Consider the following 17,498-nt stretch of genomic DNA (forward strand, 5'->3'; position numbering starts at 1 on the left):
GGTCATTTTTTCTTGTGCTTTTTTAAGATGTACGTTATTATAGAAACTGTTCAAAAAAATAAATCGTAATGATTACTATTAAAAAGAGGTATACAATAAGATGAAAAAATTATTTTTGTTATTTTCAGTTGCAGTACTTGCCCTATTCACTGCTGCCTGTGGGGATAAATCATCAACGTCCAAACAGTCAGAGACAAAAGATAAATTAACAATTTACACGACTGTCTATCCATTAAGTTATTTTGCACAACGTATTGGTGGCGATTTTGTAGAGGTTTCTTCTATTTACCCTACCGGTGCCAATGAACACACATTTGAGCCAACACAAAAAGATATGATGAAATTAGCAGATGCTGATATATTTTTCTATATTGGCTTAGGGCTAGAGGGCTTTGTTGAAAATGCCAAAAAGACTCTAGCTAATGAAGATGTAACAATGGTGGCAACAGCAGACCAGGTTTCAGATGAAAAATTAGCTATGAGCTCAGGTCACTCACATGATGATGAAGAGGAAGCACATCACGGTCATGAAGACGGTCATGAAGATCATGATCACGGTAATGTAGATCCACATGTTTGGCTATCACCAACGATCAGTCAAGACTTAGCACTTTCCATTAAAAATACTTTAGTCGAAAAAATGCCAGAACAAAAAGCTACATTTACAGCTAACTACGAGACATTGGTAAAAGAACTACAAGATTTAGATAACGAATTTAAAGCAACGGCGGATAAAGCGCAAGAGAAAACATTCTTCGTATCACATGCAGCATTTGGCTATATTGCAGGACAATACGGCTTAAAGCAAGTACCAATAGCCGGTTTAAACTCGCAAAATGAGCCTTCTCAAAAAGAACTTACAACGATTGTTGATAAAGCAAATGATTTGCATATTCACTACATTTTATTCGAGCAAAATGTCTCTTCTAAATTAGCAGAGGTTATCCAAAAAGAAGTTGGTGCGAAATCTCTTGTCTTGCATAATTTAAGCGTTTTAACAACAGATGATGTAAAGAAAAATGAAACTTACTTCACCCTTATGAAAAAAAATATTCAAACCTTAAATACTGCCTTAAACGAACACAAATAAATGAGTAAGGAGGTGCCCCGAAAATCGTATAGGGGCACCTCCTTTATTATGACGTACTTTTCTTGTGGCATTCGTTTTTCCGTTCTATCAATACTTATTAGCCCTTTTTTCTTATACAAAGTATTTTGTATTATCTTTCGATTAGCCTTTAATTGGGCTATATTACTTTCTAAAATAATTGGTTCCCATTCATTTAGATGTACCTGAACACTCTTATCGCTTTCATTACTTTTCAAAAGCAGTGTAGGTTGTTCTATTAATGGCTTTACTAGTTGTTTATTTTTACTTAAAACGGACAGCCCTTTATCAAAAGAAAACTGACTATCCATAATTGGCTTTGTAAGAACTTCAATCTTACTTGTTTTTTGTAAATCGCTATAGGCTTCGTTTGTAGCAGCTGGGAAACTCGAATAGTCCCACGAGTGATCTTTTGCTAATTGGCGATCAGAAACTAAAAAATAATTATAACGTACCTCTCCCTTATGATCAGGCAAAGGATCATCCCAAGTAACGTCGATATGATACCATGCATTATCAAGCTTTACTAAGACCCAGGCGTGTAGTTGCTCCCCTACTTTTCCTGGTACATATTGTACCTCAAAGCCTTGCATCTCTAGCATTCGATAAAGTACTAAAGCATATGCCTGACAAACTCCCTTTTTTTCTGTAAGCAATGTGTAGGGGGAATATGGACTTCCTTCCGTTTCCTTTGAATATTCAGCAGATAGGACGATAAAATCATGTGCAGCTTGTATTTTTTGCAATTCACTTAATCCATGCATAGGTGCAATAATATTCGCCAAAGTCTGTTCTACAAACACTTCCTCTTGCTGTGAAATATGATAGGTAAACTCAAATCTAATGACAATATTATTGGTATAGCCTTCATATTTCCATTTAAAACTAGAAATATTGGCGTAAATATATGGATCTTGAATAGCATGTTTAATAAGCTCTGATAGTTCATCTTTTATTTCCGTCGTTTTACCAGTATATTGAATGTCAAATTCAGTAGTTAATTGCATGACTTGTTTTTGAATTTGATATTGTAGGGATTCTATTGAATTGGCTGTTGTTGTGTTCTTTTGTTCATAGTTTGCGAATACTTGCACATGACTCATTTGTAGAACAAATAATATAATGAAAACATTATATATATATTTTCTCATATGAGTCATTCTCCTTTACTAAATAGTTTATGCCTGTCATTTCTTATTATGTTAATGAATGATTAATTTAATCCTAAAAATTTACTAAAGATGACTCTTAAAACGAATAAATAAAGGCTTCCCTTTATAGTGTTGAAAAAAACTATTATTTAGTTGAAATAAATGAAAGTATGGCTGTTCTGCAAAACGAGGGGTTGATTTCCGTTCCGGCTAGGCGCTAGGATGTTGGTCACGAAGGCGTTATCACAAGGATGTGATGCTCTTAGCCTTCGTTCCCCTATCGCTAATCCCCAAGGAGTCACCTAGCCGTAACGAAGATCAACCATAGTCACAAAGTATGTCACTCTTATAGAGTCATAAAACGAAATTTCAGTAAGTGGTTTTTGTCTCGAAAAAGTGAAGCGCCACAGCATTTATATTATTTCCCTGATCATTTTGTTTTTTTAAACACATAAAAAGAGCATCGATTCCGATGCTCTTTTAGTGTGAAAATTATTAATTTCTTTTTGTCTCAGTAATTATAGGCTCATCATATGAAACAATATCTATAATATGGTTCAAACAAGGAATTTGATAGTGAACGAACTGCTTTTCAGGATTTATATCTTCAGCAATTGTTCCTGCTTTAATAAAATCCAAATATTTTGAAAGCTTCTTTTTGTATTAGTTCATTAATTTTCTCCGAAGTAGCTTATTGGCGCCGTTTCGTGGGAGCTTGTCCGTAACAATAATCTCTTTTGGAAGTTTATATTTCGCAAGTTTCTTTTGACAAAATGCTTGTAATTGTTCTACTTGAACATGTTCTTTTAATACAACAAAGGCGATTGGTACTTGTCCCCACTTATCATCATCAATGCCGCATACTCCCGCTTCTTTTACAGCAGGATGTGTAAGTAGCACATTTTCTATTTCAGCAGGATAAATATTTTCGCCACCTGAAATAATTAAATCAGCCCGACGATCGATAACAAATAAATAACCATCTTCATCTATATATCCAATATCCCCAGTATGGAGCCAGCCATCAATCATTGCTTCTTTTTGAGCAAAACGACCAATGTACCCTGGTGTAACATGTGGACCACGTATGCAAATTTCTCCTTCACCATTGTCATTCTGCTCAGCAATGCGAATTTGATTAAAAAATAATGGTTTTCCCGCTGAACCAATTTTTTTCATCGCATCTTCATTTGCTAATGTTGCAGTTTGTGACGAAGTTTCAGTCATACCATACGTTTGAGCTACAGCTAAATGTAATGCATGCGCTCTTTTTAAATAATCCACTGGCACAGGTCCACCACCTGCGAGCATCATTTTAAATTTCGGTGAGGCTTGTGCGTTTCTCTGTTCAAGAGTATGTAGAATCCTTTCTAATGTGACAGCGACTACCGACATATGTGTAACCTCGCCATCCATTATATTTTGCGAAATTGCTTCTGCATCAAAGTGATCATATAAATGCACTTTATTTCCGTACAACAGTGAACGCACCAAAATAGAAAAGCCGCTAATATGAAAAAGTGGTACAGCACATAACCAAGTATCATCCGCATGCAAACCTATATTTAATACTGAGGCCGTTGCACTTGCCTGGTGATTTCCTACTGTTTGACAAACGCCCTTTGGAAAACCAGTCGTACCAGATGTATACATAATCGATGTTGTTTGGTTTAAAGACCATTCTTTCGTAATATCAATAGCCGTTTCTGTACTTTTTTCTATAGTAGAAAATAAATAATTAGTCGTATGTGATGGTAATTTTTCTATATCCTCATCGGCAACTATTACTGCCATAGCTTCTGAATCCTCTAGCTGGTAAGCAATTTCATCCTGTGTTAGCCTACGATTTAGCATGACCATTTCACATTGTAAATGCATACATGCGTACATCATAATTACAAGAGAAGGCTTACTCGGCCCCATTATTGCAATACGGTCGCCTTGCTTAATATCCAGTGTTGTAAGTTGACGAGCACGTTTTAAAGATAAATCATTTAACTCTTGAAATGTCCAAGTCTGCTCATTATATGTTAAACCGTTTCGTAAAGGTGTTAAATACGCTCGCTGTAAAACCCAATTCAGATACATTTCGTTATTCCTCCAATCTGCCTTATCTTGCCGTTTCATCGTAGTATCCTTCAGTTGGACATGGAGTCCCGTTACTCTGCCAAGTCTATCCGACTTGCCCATTTAGATATACAAAAAGCTCGTATCTCAGTAAGATACGAGCCGTTCATCGCTTCAGATCATCAAGGGAATCTTGGGAATTGACCGAAATCTGGTTGACGTTTTTCTTTAAATGCGTCACGACCTTCTTTAGCTTCATCTGTTGTGTAATAAAGAAGAGTAGCGTCGCCAGCCATTTGTTGAAGACCTGCTAAACCGTCTGTATCTGCATTCATTGCTGCTTTTAAGAAGCGTAGAGCAGTTGGAGACATTTCTAGCATTTCTTCACACCATTGTACAGTTTCATCTTCTAATTGCTCATAAGGAACAACTGTGTTAACTAATCCCATATCAAGTGCTTGCTGTGCATCATATTGACGGCAAAGGTACCAAATTTCACGCGCCTTTTTATGACCAATAATACGTGCAAGATAGCCTGAGCCATATCCAGCATCGAATGAACCAACTTTTGGTCCAGTTTGTCCAAAACGAGCGTTGTCAGCAGCAATTGTTAAGTCACAGACAACGTGTAATACGTGTCCTCCACCAATTGCATAACCTGCTACCATCGCTACTACAGGTTTTGGAATAACACGGATTAAACGTTGTAAATCAAGGACGTTTAAGCGCGGGATTTCATCTTCACCAACATAGCCGCCATGACCGCGTACTTTTTGGTCTCCACCTGAACAGAAGGCATGTTCACCTTCACCTGTTAAAATGATAACTCCAACATTTTTGTCATCACGTGCACGTGAAAAAGCATCGATCATTTCCATTACCGTTTTTGGTCGGAACGCGTTGCGTACTTCTGGACGGTTAATCGTAATTTTTGCGATACCGTTATAGAACTCATACTTAATGTCTTCATAAGTATGTAAACTTGTCCATTGACGTGTCATTGAATTGCCTCCTAATAATTAAATTCGTCTCGTTCAAATCGAGGCGAAAACGTAAAAATTTTATTACTATCAATTATGCCTCGGCATAATTGCGTCTGGAATCGGCTTTAACTTCTCTCATTGGTGTTGAAAGAAGTTAAATACTCCTCTACTATTGTAGCAAACTCAGCGGGATTTTCCACATGAATTGCATGTCCAGCGTCATTTACTGTGGTATGCTTGGCATTTTTTAATAACGCTTTCATTTCTAGTGCTATTTTACAAAATTTCTCATCGAGTGATCCTGTAATTAAAAGCATAGGAAATTCAAGCTTCTCCAATGCTATCCAATTTGATGGTTGGCTTCCTGTACCAATGCCTCGTAAGCTACCTGCCAAGCCTTCCTCCTTCTGAGAAAGTCGTTCGAACCTAATCGCTTTTTGCACATTGTGTGGTAAACGCTTTTGAGATTCAAACAAAGGAATGGTCTCCCATGCATTAACAAATGATATCAAACCATTACTAATTATTTTTTCAGCGAGAGCGTTATCCCTCTCACAACGTTCAGAACGTTCCTTTGCCGTTCGTAAACCTGGCGAAGCACTTTCTAAAATTAGCTTTTCAATGCGTTCAGGGTAGGAGATTGCATACGATAATGCAACTCTTCCCCCCATTGAATAGCCTAGCAGCGTAATTTTTTTTAGCTCTAATTGGCTAAAGGTTTCCTCTAAATCTTGGATTTGCTCTTGCATAGAGAAACGACTAATTTGCTGAGGTATTGCCGTTTGACCATGTCCAATTAAATCAATGGCAATAACTCGTACATTAGGTAGAGCTTTCGCTAAATTTCGCCATGTAGCCGTACTTCCTGTAAAACCATGCAATGCAACGAGCGTTTGCTCCGCTTCTTCATTCCAGATTTCCACGCTCGTTTCAAGTCCACGAATCATTAGCTTTGCCATGCTTTTAGCCCCGCATTAATGCGATTCCACAACGCTCGATGCGCATATACATTTTCCTCTCGGTTCGTGAAAATTTCGATTAAGCGCATCGGTCGTTTCTTCATAGTAGTGAACTTTACTGATAGCTCTGAAATATCGTCTACACGTATATAGTCCATTCCGTACATGTTGGCAATATCAAAGAATTCTAGGGCAGTTGGTGTCCCGAACAAATCTTCATAATGTGCCTCGACTGTAGATTGTGGTAAATAAGAGAAAATACCGCCGCCATCATTATTCATAACGATTATTGTTAGGTTGCATTCCTGGTATCTTGAAGCAATTAACCCGTTGACATCATGTAAAAAGGCTAAATCGCCAATAAGCAAGTAGGTTTCGCGGTTATTTCCTTGACTAAAGCCCATTGCTGTCGATACGACGCCATCAATACCGTTCGTTCCACGATTCGCAATAATACGAAGATCTTTTGGTGTCGCCATTAAAAACGTATCAATATCACGCACTGGCATACTGCTACTTACAAAAATATCACTACCATTAGGAATCATTTTGAGTAATCGACTTACCATTGCTCCCTCATCAATCGCACCGTCAGAATAGTGTTCAATATACTCTAGTGCTATATCATTAGCATCTTGCCACTCAGCTAAATACGCTGCTTCTAGTGCTGTTTCAGAGACTTCTAATTGCGTGAGCCACTCACCAATACTTGCATGAACAAAATGAGTAGACGCACCTGTAGCATCACGGAACATCGGATCTTCATCGACCACAATATAAGCATCTGGCTGCGATTTAGTAATAAATTGCATAATAAATTTAGAAACAGGCTGTGCTCCTAAACGTAGTACCGTGTCTGGTTTAACTAATGCTTTAAAATCTTCGCTCTTCATAATTGCATCGTACGTTGTGATCATATATGGTAGACAATCCTCTGGGACAGACGAGCGCATATTAGATAAACTCTCGACAATGACCGGCCATTTTAATTGGCGAACAAACTCCCACATCATTGTTAAATCTGTACCTAGTGCTAACTCCCCAATAATAACAAAGCCTTTTTTAGTTGCACGTATAATCTCCGATAACTCTTGTTGAGTCGCCATGGAAGGTATTAACTGACCCATACTACTGTGCTTAAATGTCGCTTCAGGAAGTTCCTCTCGAAAATCAATTAACAAAGGTTCTCTAAACGGTACATTAATATGCACTGGTCCAAATGGTGCGCTCATTGCAATCGCTACCGCACGTGCGATATGACGCTCGATAAACGGCAATGTTGGTGCTGCATCATCTGCCAACGGGAGATCCACGCTCCACTTGACATGGGAGCCATATAAATTCGGCTGATTAATAGCCTGTGGTGCACCTACCTCTCGCAATTCATGCGGACGATCAGCTGTGATTACAATTAACGGTACACGGGCATAGCTTGCTTCAACAATGGCAGGAAAATAGTTTGCCGCAGCTGTTCCCGATGTGCATAAAAGAACAACAGGTTTTGCGGTAGCCTTTGCAATTCCTAACGCAAAAAAGGCAGCAGATCGCTCATCAACCTGACGATACATATGGAGCTGTTTCGTTGAAGCAAATGCATAAGCTAAAGGTGTAGAACGTGAGCCAGGGCTGACAACAACGTTTTCAACACCAGCTTGCACTAGTGACGCTACCATTTTATAAACATAATCCGTTAACATTTCTCGTTCACTCATGTAATTGTCCTCCTAGCGCACGAAGCATTGGACGGAATTTCACTAATGTTTCCTCATATTCAGATTGTGGCTCTGAATCTGCTACTATACCGCCACCAGCATATAAATAAGCCTTATCCTTAACTAAAGCAGCAGAACGAATGGCCACTGCAAATTCCCCATTGCCTTCAGCATCTACCCAACCAATTGGAGCTGCATAAAGTCCACGATCCATAGGCTCATACTTACGTATAGCTGCCATTGCCTCTTTCCTTGGCACACCGCCTAAAGCTGGCGTTGGATGCAAAGACTTTGTCAGTTGTAATATAGTTGCCTCATTATTCAACTGACCTTCAACAGGTGTATATAAATGTTGTATATCTCTAATCTTTAGTAAGCGAGGGCTATCTGGTACTTTCATCTCGACACAATTTTTACGGAAAGTTTCCGCAATCATATCGACAACATATTGATGCTCGCCACCGTTTTTCGAATCATTTAATAAGCTTTGTCCATAAGCTTCATCTTCCTCTGCTGTCTTACCACGTTTAATAGAACCTGCCACACAAGATGAAAAGGCGCGGCCCTTTTCTACTTTTACAAGACGTTCAGGGGACGCACCAAAGAACAATAATTCTTGATGCTCTAAACCAAATAAATAGCTCTCTGGCTGCTCATGAATAATTTGTGATAATACCTGTGGTGAAGAAACTTCTTCTTTAAATTGCAATGCTAGCGAGCGTGCAATAACAACTTTATCTGCCTTCTTTTGCTTAATCAATGCTGTTACTTGGTCAATCGAAGCTAAATACGGTTCCTTATATGGCTCAAAATAACTTGTGATTTCAGGCTTTGAATACGTTTTCACTTCTTTTACCTGCGCAGCATGAATTAAATGATCTCGCTCTTTTCGTAACGCGTCAAACTGAGGCTCTGCTTGCCCATCTTTTGAAAGAAGATGGATACTTACAAATGCTTTGTCATCACGTATGACGAGCTGATATGTTGCGAGCGCAAAAAAAGCTTCTGGAAAGTCTGTCCACTCCCCAGCAACATTATTTAGTGGATCGAATGTAAATCCGCCAAATAAAATTGGCTGTAGCTCACTTTGTCCCTTAACACAGTTTTTTGTTATTTTTTTCCATTCCACTTCTACTGCATCGTAGCGATCATTTTTGGCGTTATTTTGTATTGTATAGGCATGTCCTAGCCCTACTAATGTCATTGTTTTTTCTCTATTTTGCCAATAAAATCGTTCACCTTTATAATGTTCCTCACCCGCCGCATAAAATGCGAGCGCCGATAAGCGACTTACTTCAATTGTTTCCATATAAAAATGAAGGCTTTGGCCCAAAGAGTCCACTTCTACTTCTGTGGCTTGGTACCACTTCTGTTGCATGAAAATTACCTCCGTTGTTGCAATGTACATAATGAATGACGCACGGTATGTTTTGTACTCGCTCTAACTTTCAATATAAATTTTAACTGCTTTGGCTTTTCTATAACACAAATTGGACAAACCTTTGCATAATAAAGTGATTGTTTGTACTTTTACCACATCATATTTATATTGTTAAAATAGCTGTCATTTTATTTTGCTAGCTTATTCTTTGTACTGTTGCTATTATCTTAATTATTGTTTTCAGTTCATAAATGCATGTTCTATTGTATCATTTTTTTTATCTGAACTGTATGTAATAAGCTGTGAACCTATCCAATTTCTCATTCTTCGTATAAAATAAGAATAGTCTACAACATTTGAAGGAGAGAAAGACCTTATGACCAAAGTCATTGAAGCTGATAGGGGTTTTAAAGTTTGGTGGCATTTAACACGTCCACATACTTTAACCGCTTCATTCGTTCCAGTATTTTTAGGAACAGCGATTGCCTTGGCAATTGAAAAACAAACAATCGATTATGGACTATTTTTTGCTATGCTCATTGCAAGTATGCTTATACAAGCAGCAACAAATATGTTCAATGAATATTACGATTACAAATTAGGACTAGACAACGAAAATTCTGTCGGTATCGGTGGAACGATTGTACGTCACGGTGTTCAACCAAAAACTATTATGATGATTGCCTTAAGCTTTTATGCAATCGCTATGCTGCTTGGCATTTACATATGTGCCTCTACCTCTTGGTGGCTTGCTGCCGTAGGACTTGTTTGTATGCTGATCGGTTTTTTATATACTGGAGGACCTTACCCTATAGCCTATTCACCATTTGGAGAACTTGTATCTGGCGCTGTTATGGGGATGGGTATTATCTTAATCGCCTTTTATATTCAAACACTTACAGTAACTTTTGATGCTGTTTTACTTTCAGTACCTAGTATGATTTTAGTTGGGGCAATCATGCTGTCCAACAACATTCGTGATATCGTTGGCGATACAGAAGGTGGTCGAAAAACGCTTGCTATTTTAGTTGGCCGAGACAATGCCATTTCTGTCCTATCTGGCTTTTTTATCATTTCGTACTTATGGGTAATCGCTCTTGTAGCAATTGATGGTATTACCTTTTGGGCTCTAATCATTTTCTTAAGTGTTCCAAAACCACTTCGTGCGATTCAAATTTTCCGCGATAAAAAAGAAGCTAAAGAAGTGATGCCTGCGATGAAATTTACAGCGCAAACAAATACATTCTTCGGCTTCCTCTTAGGAATCGGTTTATTGATTCAATATTTCTTTTATTAGTATGATCCATCATTAAAGATGCAGCAGCCTTAAAAGGTTGCTGCATCTTTTACATAGCGTCGAAAATTATTACTTGCAATACCGCAAACTTCTTCGATTGAAAATTGTTCACGTAATGCCTCTAACAAATTTTGTGCCTCCCCTGCGTGCGCTAATCCTTTGACAGTAACATCTATACCATCGAAGTCTGACCCTAGTCCAAGGTGCTCTACCCCTACTATATTCGCTAGATGCTTCACATGCGCTACTAAATCATCTATCTTAGCATTGTCTCGGATAAAAGTCGGGTAGTATACGACATGTATATGACCGCCATGCTCGACAAGTGCTTTCGCCTGAGCATCCGATAAATTTCTAGGATGCTCACAAATTGCACGTGCATTACTATGACTAGCAATTAGATGCTTCGCTAGTGGCAAGACATCCCAAAAGCTCTGTTCATTTAAATGGGAGACATCGATAATAATATCCCTCTCATTTAGCAAGTTTATAACTTCTTTACCAAATGATTTTAAACCAAGGCTTGCATCCTGTTCAGCACCGTGGGCTACAGCATTTTCTTCATTCCACGTTAGACCAACAAGCTTTACACCTGCGTCTAATATGGCAGTAAGCTTTGCTAAATCTTCACCGATTGGGCCACAGCCCTCTAAGCTTAAAATGGCTCCAATTTCATGCGGAGCTAAAGTATCTAATTGGGACCAATCCGTAATATGCAGCATGCCCTCAGTTTGTAATACATGTGTATGGAAGGCTTCAATTTGCCGCACCGCCTCTAAAAATTGCATGCTTTGCGGAATGTTAGGGTTTATAAAAATAGCAAATACTTGTGCCTTAACCCGACCTAAATGTAATCTCTCTCGATTGGCATGCAAACGTACATCATCTTCAAATTTTGCCGCTTCTAAAGTTGTTAATTTCAATAGAGCATCACAGTGTAAATCAATTATATCCATATTCTCACCCCATACAGCTATTATACTGCCTGTGAGTGAAAATGCTTACTAACTTTTATCTTGTGGTGTATCGGAAGAGCCAAATTCCTCAAGTTCTATGAAATCATCTGATTTTGGGGTAGAAGACAATACATCTTCCTCTACTGGCCTTAAATTATCTTCTTTGTGCTCCGCATGCTCAACACATGTCAATGCTTTCGGCATAGCTTCTAGGCGACCAATCGGAATCTCTTCACCACATACAGCACATTTACCATATGTACCGTCCTCCATCGCTTGTAGTGCAGCCTTTATTTCTTCAGCATCGTCACCACGGTGTTCATCAATCGCCATTTCCGTTAGTTGATCCGTTAAATCACTCGCATTGTCAGCTGGATGATTATCATAATTAGATAGCTCTGTCGCTTGTGGACGCTCTGATTCCTCCAGTTGCTGTTCTATTTCCTGTAGCTCCTGCTCTAATTGCTTTTTCAATTTTTCCATTACTTGTGGGTTCAAAAAAATCTCCTCCTCATGCCTTCATTTTTTCCTAAATTAATATTTCTAAAACATGAAAGCATGAGAAGGAATCACTTATTTTTTGTATAATTATTTTCATTTAGTAAATGTTTTTTATAGCGACAGTGAAACGTCAGCTATAATTACGCTAAAGTGAAATTTTGGATGGTATCATGTAAAAATTGCGCTGCTCCTTCAGCAACACGTTCATCGTAATAAGCTGAAAAGCGTTCATCCGCTACATACATCTGAGCTATACCTGCATGTGCTTCCTTAGAATATTGTGCCCACGAAAAGCTAAGCCAACGTTTATGAAGCTCTGCTACTTCCATTGCCACATCATTGTTTGTATCGCCGATTGCCATCGCTTCTTTTAAACGAGCAAATAATTGCTGTTCTAGCTGCTGCATAGCCTCATACTGGTCTTCGGTCATATTCATTAGCTTCGCATTCGATGCATCAACCGTTTTATCACCATATTTTGCACGAACCTCTTGACCATATTGCTTTTCATTCTCCTCGATTAGTTTCTCTTTAAATCCATTAAATTTCTCTTCATTTGCCATTGGTTGTTCCTCCTCTATAGATTGAATGGTTTTTTCCACTGTTTGTAATATCTTTTCAAGCTGTTCCTTGCGTTTCAGTAAAGCCGTACGATGGGTTTTAAGTGCCTCTGTATGTTCAAAATCTGGCGATTGAATAATTTCCTTAATGGTCGCTAACTTCATATCTAATGCTCTATAAAATAAAATTTGCTGGAGCATATCAACTTCAAACTGTCCGTAAAATCGATAGCCCACCTCATTGGTTCTTGCTGGCTTCAGTAATCCAATTTCATCGTAATAGCGTAGTGTTCTTGTGCTAACTCCGGATAATTGAGCAAGCTCTTGAATCGTAAATTCCACACTGTTCACCCCCTCTACTACTACTGTAAATCTTTACGCAACGTTAAGGTCAAGGAAAAAAATAAAAAAATTTGTTCTTCGCCATAACGTGTGGTTGATTTCCGTTCCGACTGAGCGCTTTGCTTTCGCGCTGATAACACATTTGTAGCTGCCGCTTCGCTTCAGGGTCTCGGGCCAACAGATATTTTTTGCGCGAAAGCATAGTGCTAACGAAGCGGCAGCGGCACCGATGTTGGTCACGAAGGCGTTATCACAGAATGTGATGGTTTTAGCCTTCATTCCTCTATCGCTAATCCCCAAGGAGTCGCCCAGTCGTAACGAAGATCAACTTATATATATTGCATAAGTCTTTCAAATTTCATCCTTCAATACATGCGCATGAAAAAAAGCAAACTAGATTTTTTATTATCACTAGTTTGCTCATTATCAATTATGCCCTTGGCTAATTGCGTCCGAAATCGGCATTGGACCAACAGATGTTTTTTTGCGCGAAAGCGTAGTGCTAACGCAGCGTCAGCAGCATGAAGTTGGTCACTCAGTCGTGTGTTGTTGTAGTTGCTGTCGCTTCGCTTTCGCACAGTTAAATTGCCACAGGACGTGGGGTTCTTAGACTAAGTTCCTCTATTATAGCGGGTGTTTGGACACCCGCTATAATAAGTTAAATGTTTGCATATTTCCCATGCCACATAATATCTCTATAGTTTTCTACATCTGTGTCACCTTCAGTGTTAATAAACAATATACGAGAATTTTCATCTATTTGTAATGTATCTTTCAGTTCTATATATTGCTCATTCATCATCAACTCATAAAAACATCCAACTGGGGCAGCTCCAGATTCTCCAGCAATAATTCTTGCATCTGTTGCTAGTGGATTTCCAAGAATGCGCATACCTGTAGCGGCAATTTCCTCATCACAGCAAATACTCACCTTCGTATAAGTCTTTAATAAATCCCAAGCTAGTGGATTCGGCTCACCACAGGCAAGACCTGCCATAATGGTTTGCATCTCTCCACCAACCGTTACAAATTGCTCAGCTCCTGCTTTAAAGCTTTCATAATAGCAATTCGCTAGAAAAGGCTCAACTAAGACAAATGTAATCTCTTGCTCATAGTATTGTTGTAAGAAAGCTACAACTGCACCTGCAAAAGATCCAACCCCAGCTTGTAAAAATACATGGGTAGGTGCTTTTTCCAACTGCAGGGCGACTTCTTTTATTAGCGTTGTATAGCCTTGCATAATCCATAACGGAATTTCCTCATAGCCTTCCCACATCGTATCCTGAATAACGACCCAGTCATTTTCTGTTGCTAGTTGTGAAGTATAACGAACTGTATCATCATAATTCATTGTCGTTATTTCAGCATATGCACCTTCATTTTTAATATTTTGGAGGCGCTCCTCAGCACTACCTGCTGGCATATAAATGCGTGCTTTCAAACCAAGCTCTCTAGCAGCCCAAGCTACTCCACGACCATGATTGCCATCGGTCGTTGAAATAAATGTTAAGTCTCCTAGCTGCTCCTTTATTTCTGGTGATTTAAGCTGCTCAAACGATAACTCATCAATATTCCTATCTAACTTTTTGGCAACATACTGCCCAATTGCATAAACACCACCCAATACTTTGAATGCATTTAAGTCAAATCGATATGATTCATCTTTTACAAAAATACTTTGTACGCCAACTAGTGATGCAAAAGCATTTAAGCTTCGTAATGGTGTGCTTTCAAATTTCTCATATGTACGTTGAAATCTACCAACACGGTTTACTTGTTCTGAGGAAAAATGATGTAGAAAAGGTACTACTTGTTCTAAGTTCTTCTGCAACAAATATTGTTGGTTGTTTGTCCATAATAATTTTTCCATCTTCATCCCCTACTTTTGTTTCTATATTTATCTTAGCTTATAGCATCACAAAAAAATACTACAAGGCTGTTTTCGAATAGATTATTGCTATAATAGTTTTCGATACTTTAAATCTACTGAGTTTGAGAGGTTAGAATATGATAAGAAATGAGAAAGAGTTGAAAACCAAGCTGAATCAGTTGATTAGTGATTCTGATTTCTTGCGTTTACAAGAATCTTTTGAAAAACAAAGCTTGTTTCAATTATTGGGTTTTGGACACCGCGAAACGATGCACAGCTCTTTTATCAGTTGGTTGCTTTCACCAACGTCTTCGTTAAATTTAGGAACGTTCCCACTGAAGCGTTTTCTCTACTATATTTCTGAGGAAAATGTCTCAAATGCGAAAACCGTTATTGATTTTGATTTAATCGAATCGGACTCACTCCAACTAGAGGAAATGGAAGTGGCAACTGAGGTATCGGAGTCTGCGGTCGATCCAGAGACAAACCAGGAATTACGGGCTCGGTTTGATTTATGTTTGACGAACGATCTGGTGAAAATCATTGTGGAGAATAAGGTGTTGGCAAGAGAAAACAAAGACCAGACCGAAACCTATACGAAAATCTTAAAACAATTGGATGACTCGTATACATATGAATTAAAGGTCTTTTTGTCTCCAGATGCCACGGTAAAACCAAAATGTCCCGAGTTTATTCAAATTGATTATCAAGGGTTATATGATTTCGTCATATTGCCTTGCTTGAATCACCCGAAAATTACAACAGCAAATAAAAATATTTTAGAAGAATATATACATAATCTTCGTATGGTCTATAAAGGAGTGAATAAGCCGATGGCAAGAGTAAATGATGAGTTGTGTGTAGCAATATACGATAAGTATAAAGATGTATTAGATGAGATATTCGATGCGGTTAAAAATGAGACACCTGAAAAAAGGACGGCCAAAACGTCTTCTCCGATTCGTAAATCAAATATCTCTTGGAAAGAGTTGTATTCACGACTAAATGAAGACGAAAAAAATCTAGAAGCTACTTATGGAGGTGCCGTAAGAGAGGCAGAAATCGACCTAACAAGTGGCAAGGTCCTTTTTGAAGGAAAAGAATATAGTAGTCCTTCAGCCGCTGCCATTGCCGCAGTAAATTCCGTTAAAGGTGAAAATTACACAGAGCGTTACAATGGCTATGCGTTGTGGAGTATTGTGTATCCAAATGGTGATAAGAAGAAACTTTCTGATGTACGTGATGATATCGCTGCATCTTTAGCTCAAGAGGAAGAGGATTAAGCTCCTTCAGAACTTTTCAAGATTATTTCGTATTCAAGTATTCCACAAAAAGGCACGATTGTTTAAAAAGCATCGCTGTTTTTCCTAAAACGGGGCTTTAGTTAAAAAAACAAAAAGGCGGAATTTATTCTACACATTTTGTAAATTAAATCTGCCTTTTTGTTTTAACAGCAACAATCTTTTGGAAAATAACTTAATAGAAAAAGAAAAGTTTGAAACCTATTAATGAGATTCATCGTATATGTACTAGTATATTCAATTGGAGGTTTAAAATGGATAACCCTAGTAGAATAGCGATAATTGGAGGAACAGGGAAAGTAGGAAGGCATATAGCAGCTTGTGCAATAGAAAAAGGATATCATGTTCGGATGCTTGCTAGGAACCCGGAGAAGGTACTATATAAAAATGATAAAATTGAAATAGTAAAAGGACAGGTTCAAGAGATAGAAAGCATTCGTGAACTTCTTAAAGATTGTCAAGTTGTTATTAATACATTTGGTCAACCACCTAAAGAGGAACCTATTTATAGTAAAGTTACAGCTACTATTTTTAATGTGATGAAAGATTTAAACATTAGTCGATATATAGGTGTTTCCGGTGGTTCTCTAACGATTAAAGAGGACAAAAAAAGCATGATGAATCGTTTTGGAGCAAAGATGTTTGAAGTTATCTTTCCGAAAATGATGAAGGATAAAAAATTGGAATGGGAACTTTTATTAAATAATAAACAAATTAAATGGACACTACTTAGATTACCATTTGTGAAAGATAGCTTAACATCTAATCAGATAAAGGAAAATCTTACTGATATGCCTGGTACAAAAATTACGAATCAAGATATAGCCACTTTTATCATTGATCATATTGATAATGCAAAGTACGTGCACAAAACACCTTTTATATCCCATTAGGGTACTAGCAATAAAAAGACATGAAAAGTAACATGCTATTTTTGTAGTGTATCTTAAAGACAAATAGTATTACATTCGCCACCTTTGGACCATTTGGAAATACAAAAAAAATACAGTAGATGTAAATTACATCTACTGTATTTTAGTATGACCCGTACGGGATTCGAACCCGTGTTACCGCCGTGAAAGGGCGGTGTCTTAACCACTTGACCAACGGGCCAATGGCGGAGAAGGAGGGATTTGAACCCTCGCGCCGGTTACCCGACCTACACCCTTAGCAGGGGCGCCTCTTCAGCCTCTTGAGTACTTCCCCACAAAAAAATGGCTCCGAAGGCAGGACTCGAACCTGCGACAACCTGATTAACAGTCAGGTGCTACTACCAACTGAGCTACTTCGGAATAATGGTGGGCCTAAAT

General features: G+C 38.3%; 14 protein-coding genes and 3 tRNA genes. 4 read left to right on the plus strand and 13 right to left on the minus strand.

Annotated elements, in window-relative coordinates; translation table 11 throughout:
* Window positions 1–100: 100 nt before the first annotated feature.
* Window positions 101–1,090: a metal ABC transporter solute-binding protein, Zn/Mn family gene (locus ACFTQ7_RS18955; protein ID WP_386830382.1), complete on the plus strand. Its 990-nt coding sequence runs from the start codon at window positions 101–103 to the stop codon at window positions 1,088–1,090.
* On the opposite strand, the gene ACFTQ7_RS18960 is transcribed toward ACFTQ7_RS18955, so the two are convergent.
* The 6 genes from ACFTQ7_RS18960 to ACFTQ7_RS18985 form a co-directional block, all read right to left on the minus strand.
* Entirely contained in the window at window positions 1,054–2,259 is a 1,206-nt protein-coding gene (locus ACFTQ7_RS18960) for a transglutaminase domain-containing protein (RefSeq protein WP_386830383.1), read from the minus strand. The two genes, ACFTQ7_RS18955 and ACFTQ7_RS18960, sit on opposite strands and share 37 nt — an antisense overlap.
* Before the next feature lie 663 nt (window positions 2,260–2,922).
* Window positions 2,923–4,347 (minus strand): o-succinylbenzoate--CoA ligase, encoded by a 1,425-nt coding sequence (locus ACFTQ7_RS18965; protein ID WP_386830384.1) that lies wholly within the window; start codon window positions 4,345–4,347, stop codon window positions 2,923–2,925.
* A 161-nt stretch (window positions 4,348–4,508) separates the two neighbouring features.
* Window positions 4,509–5,327, minus strand: a complete 819-nt coding sequence (gene menB / locus ACFTQ7_RS18970; protein ID WP_053485078.1) for a 1,4-dihydroxy-2-naphthoyl-CoA synthase — start codon at window positions 5,325–5,327, stop codon at window positions 4,509–4,511.
* Window positions 5,328–5,434: 107 nt separating this feature from the next.
* The gene (gene menH, locus ACFTQ7_RS18975; protein WP_386830385.1) at window positions 5,435–6,268 is read right to left on the minus strand and encodes a 2-succinyl-6-hydroxy-2,4-cyclohexadiene-1-carboxylate synthase; all 834 of its coding nucleotides are present in this window, start codon (window positions 6,266–6,268) and stop codon (window positions 5,435–5,437) included.
* The gene (menD, locus tag ACFTQ7_RS18980) at window positions 6,256–7,980 is read right to left on the minus strand and encodes a 2-succinyl-5-enolpyruvyl-6-hydroxy-3-cyclohexene-1-carboxylic-acid synthase (RefSeq protein ID WP_386830386.1); all 1,725 of its coding nucleotides are present in this window, start codon (window positions 7,978–7,980) and stop codon (window positions 6,256–6,258) included. Before menD ends, menH begins: the two co-directional genes overlap by 13 nt.
* Entirely contained in the window at window positions 7,973–9,358 is a 1,386-nt protein-coding gene (locus tag ACFTQ7_RS18985) for an isochorismate synthase (protein ID WP_386830387.1), read from the minus strand. Before ACFTQ7_RS18985 ends, menD begins: the two co-directional genes overlap by 8 nt.
* 379 nt (window positions 9,359–9,737) lie before the next feature.
* Between ACFTQ7_RS18985 and ACFTQ7_RS18990 the strand changes: the two genes are divergently transcribed.
* Window positions 9,738–10,658, plus strand: coding sequence for a 1,4-dihydroxy-2-naphthoate polyprenyltransferase (locus ACFTQ7_RS18990; protein WP_349659112.1), 921 nt, complete (start codon window positions 9,738–9,740; stop codon window positions 10,656–10,658).
* Between the two features lie 29 nt (window positions 10,659–10,687).
* On the opposite strand, the gene ACFTQ7_RS18995 is transcribed toward ACFTQ7_RS18990, so the two are convergent.
* The 4 genes from ACFTQ7_RS18995 to ACFTQ7_RS19010 all read right to left on the minus strand — a co-directional run bounded on the left by ACFTQ7_RS18995 (window position 10,688) and on the right by ACFTQ7_RS19010 (window position 14,887).
* Entirely contained in the window at window positions 10,688–11,614 is a 927-nt protein-coding gene (locus ACFTQ7_RS18995; RefSeq protein ID WP_386830388.1) for a dipeptidase, read from the minus strand.
* 48 nt (window positions 11,615–11,662) lie between these two features.
* Entirely contained in the window at window positions 11,663–12,112 is a 450-nt protein-coding gene (locus ACFTQ7_RS19000) for a TraR/DksA C4-type zinc finger protein (protein WP_197140214.1), read from the minus strand.
* Between the two features lie 143 nt (window positions 12,113–12,255).
* Entirely contained in the window at window positions 12,256–13,017 is a 762-nt protein-coding gene (locus ACFTQ7_RS19005) for a MerR family transcriptional regulator (protein ID WP_386830389.1), read from the minus strand.
* Between the two features lie 658 nt (window positions 13,018–13,675).
* Entirely contained in the window at window positions 13,676–14,887 is a 1,212-nt protein-coding gene (locus tag ACFTQ7_RS19010; RefSeq protein WP_386830390.1) for a diaminopropionate ammonia-lyase, read from the minus strand.
* A 137-nt stretch (window positions 14,888–15,024) separates the two neighbouring features.
* On the opposite strand from ACFTQ7_RS19010, the gene ACFTQ7_RS19015 reads away from it, so the two are divergent.
* Both ACFTQ7_RS19015 and ACFTQ7_RS19020 read left to right on the plus strand, forming a co-directional pair.
* Entirely contained in the window at window positions 15,025–16,170 is a 1,146-nt protein-coding gene (locus ACFTQ7_RS19015; protein ID WP_386830391.1) for a PD-(D/E)XK nuclease family protein, read from the plus strand.
* A gap of 272 nt (window positions 16,171–16,442) precedes the next feature.
* Entirely contained in the window at window positions 16,443–17,081 is a 639-nt protein-coding gene (locus ACFTQ7_RS19020) for an NAD(P)-dependent oxidoreductase (RefSeq protein ID WP_386830392.1), read from the plus strand.
* Window positions 17,082–17,229: 148 nt separating this feature from the next.
* On the opposite strand, the gene ACFTQ7_RS19025 is transcribed toward ACFTQ7_RS19020, so the two are convergent.
* The 3 genes from ACFTQ7_RS19025 to ACFTQ7_RS19035 all read right to left on the minus strand — a co-directional run bounded on the left by ACFTQ7_RS19025 (window position 17,230) and on the right by ACFTQ7_RS19035 (window position 17,480).
* Window positions 17,230–17,301, minus strand: a tRNA-Glu gene (locus tag ACFTQ7_RS19025).
* Between the two features lie 2 nt (window positions 17,302–17,303).
* Window positions 17,304–17,394, minus strand: a tRNA-Ser gene (locus tag ACFTQ7_RS19030).
* Between the two features lie 9 nt (window positions 17,395–17,403).
* Window positions 17,404–17,480 (minus strand) — tRNA-Asn (locus ACFTQ7_RS19035).
* Window positions 17,481–17,498: the final 18 nt, after the last annotated feature.

It is taken from the genome of Lysinibacillus sp. NPDC056959, from assembly GCF_042674095.1.
Classification (GTDB): Bacteria; Bacillota; Bacilli; order Bacillales_A; family Planococcaceae; genus Lysinibacillus; species Lysinibacillus zambalensis.

What these genes read in the sequence shown, in the direction of transcription:
- ACFTQ7_RS18955 (WP_386830382.1), top strand. Translation starts at nt 101, where the DNA reads ATGAAAAAATTATTTTTGTTATTTTCAGTTGCAGTACTTGCCCTATTC.
- ACFTQ7_RS18960 (WP_386830383.1), bottom strand. Translation starts at nt 2,259, where the DNA reads ATGAGAAAATATATATATAATGTTTTCATTATATTATTTGTTCTACAA.
- ACFTQ7_RS18965 (WP_386830384.1), bottom strand. Translation starts at nt 4,347, where the DNA reads ATGTATCTGAATTGGGTTTTACAGCGAGCGTATTTAACACCTTTACGA.
- menB (WP_053485078.1), bottom strand. Translation starts at nt 5,327, where the DNA reads ATGACACGTCAATGGACAAGTTTACATACTTATGAAGACATTAAGTAT.
- menH (WP_386830385.1), bottom strand. Translation starts at nt 6,268, where the DNA reads ATGGCAAAGCTAATGATTCGTGGACTTGAAACGAGCGTGGAAATCTGG.
- menD (WP_386830386.1), bottom strand. Translation starts at nt 7,980, where the DNA reads ATGAGTGAACGAGAAATGTTAACGGATTATGTTTATAAAATGGTAGCG.
- ACFTQ7_RS18985 (WP_386830387.1), bottom strand. Translation starts at nt 9,358, where the DNA reads ATGCAACAGAAGTGGTACCAAGCCACAGAAGTAGAAGTGGACTCTTTG.
- ACFTQ7_RS18990 (WP_349659112.1), top strand. Translation starts at nt 9,738, where the DNA reads ATGACCAAAGTCATTGAAGCTGATAGGGGTTTTAAAGTTTGGTGGCAT.
- ACFTQ7_RS18995 (WP_386830388.1), bottom strand. Translation starts at nt 11,614, where the DNA reads ATGGATATAATTGATTTACACTGTGATGCTCTATTGAAATTAACAACT.
- ACFTQ7_RS19010 (WP_386830390.1), bottom strand. Translation starts at nt 14,887, where the DNA reads ATGGAAAAATTATTATGGACAAACAACCAACAATATTTGTTGCAGAAG.
- ACFTQ7_RS19015 (WP_386830391.1), top strand. Translation starts at nt 15,025, where the DNA reads ATGATAAGAAATGAGAAAGAGTTGAAAACCAAGCTGAATCAGTTGATT.
- ACFTQ7_RS19020 (WP_386830392.1), top strand. Translation starts at nt 16,443, where the DNA reads ATGGATAACCCTAGTAGAATAGCGATAATTGGAGGAACAGGGAAAGTA.